Source organism: Candidatus Moraniibacteriota bacterium (genome assembly GCA_026396275.1).
GTDB lineage: Bacteria > Patescibacteriota > Minisyncoccia > Moranbacterales > JAPLXC01 > JAPLXC01.
This window is the reverse complement of sequence record JAPLXC010000020.1, coordinates 1-1628: the sequence shown is the minus strand read 5'-3', so window position 1 is coordinate 1628 and position 1628 is coordinate 1. Positions and strand designations below refer to the sequence as shown.

Here is a 1628-nt window from a genome sequence, read left to right as displayed (position 1 = left end):
TGGATTTTGATATTTGGATTAATAAAAGCTATCTAGCCACCCATCCGCAGTGGGGGCAAAGGAAACGCGCTTCAAACAACTGTTCCTTCGGATTTTGAAGTTTCAATTGCATGACCAATTTTTCGTTGCATTCCAGGCACTGAAAATTATTATTAAGCCCCAGTTCCCTGGCCAGTTTCTGGGCATCCAGGTTGTATGCGTTGAAATCGAGGCGATACTCTCCGCCTGCTAAGAACAGCGCGTTAATCCTTTCTACCACCTGATTGGGCGATGTGACATCCCGAACGATAAAGTCTCTGGCTCCCAGGACGTTGGCTTTTTGCTGGTCTTCTTCTCTTCCCATATGAGAGGAGATGACTACCGGAATATTAGAAGTGGCCAGATTCTTCTTGAGCGCTTCCATCATCGTAAATCCATCCATTCGGGGCATGATAATTCCGGTGAAGATCACATCCGGCAGTTCCCGGGTAGCTATATCCAATCCTTCAACGCCGTCTTTTGCTTCCAGAACATCAAAATCGGAATTTTTAAAAACTTCCGCGTATATTTCACGAGTCGAATCATCGTCATCAACTAGCAAAATTTTAAGTTTTTTCGCGCCCATAATGTTTTGTTTTTAAATGATTACTTTTATATCCGCTGCTATTGCCTTGTTACCATCATTATAGATAAAAAGCGGATTAATATCAAGTTCTAGTATTTCCGGGTTTTCTCGGGCTAGGAAGCCAACCGCCTCAAGTATTTTGGCTAGTTCCTGACTGCTGCAACTCTTTTTCCCCCGCGTTTCCCCGAATAAAAACCTGATTTTGCTTTTCAGCAGGGACTCTTCTATTTCCCGAACGTCAAGCGGCGGCATTAGAAAATCCACCATCCGGAAAACTTCCGCGTAAATTCCTCCCAGGCCGTAAATTATAACTGGCCCGAAAATTTCATCTCTTTTTATTCCAATGATCAACTCTGCGTGTCCTTTTGACATCGGCTGGATAATTACGTTTTCCCCCGGAAAATAACTCCTTAATTTCGCGATTGCTCTATCTAGCTCCCCCTTGTCTTTTATGTCTATGATAACGCCTTGCTTTTCGGTCTTATGAAGTACTTTATCGCTGTCTACTTTCGCCACCAAGGGGAACCTCGCATTCATATTTGAACCATAATCATGGGTCTCAATGACGCTGATTCCATAAATCCCCATCAGTTCTTCCGCTTCCGAAAAGAGCAACACATTTCTGCCCTCTGACTTGATTTTTTGAACAAGCGCCTCCGCCCTTCTTCTTCGCTCTTGGTCGATTTGGGGTTTTGCTTTTTCTTTGGTGGAGTGAAAAATATTCCACCGGCAATATTTATCCAGCGCCTCCACTGCTTCATCCGGAAACGAAAAATTTGGAATGTTGTTTTTCTGCAGACGCTCCGCGGCTGATTTTATCTTTTCTCCTCCCATAAAGTTGGCCATAACAACCTTATGAGTTGTCTCTGAGAAAGAAATAATTTTATCGGCGATTTTGTCTACCGGGGTCTGCTGCTGAGGCGTGAGGATGCAAAGAATTGAACCAATATTTTCGCCGTTGAAAATATCTAAGACCAACTGATAGCGATCCTCTTGAGAGTCCGCCAGCACATCAATCGGATTT

General features: G+C 43.7%; 2 protein-coding genes. Both read right to left on the bottom strand.

Annotation, left to right across the window (positions count from 1 at the left end; all coding sequences use genetic code 11):
- Window positions 1–28: 28 nt before the first annotated feature.
- On the bottom strand, window positions 29–604 hold the full coding sequence (locus NT136_04285; GenBank protein ID MCX6766148.1) for a response regulator: 576 nt from the start codon (window positions 602–604) through the stop codon (window positions 29–31).
- Window positions 605–616: 12 nt separating this feature from the next.
- Window positions 617–1628 (bottom strand): acetate--CoA ligase family protein (locus tag NT136_04280; protein MCX6766147.1); only part of this gene is annotated, 1012 nt, incomplete at its 5' end.

What these genes read in the sequence shown, in the direction of transcription:
- NT136_04285 (MCX6766148.1), bottom strand. Translation starts at nt 604, where the DNA reads ATGGGCGCGAAAAAACTTAAAATTTTGCTAGTTGATGACGATGATTCG.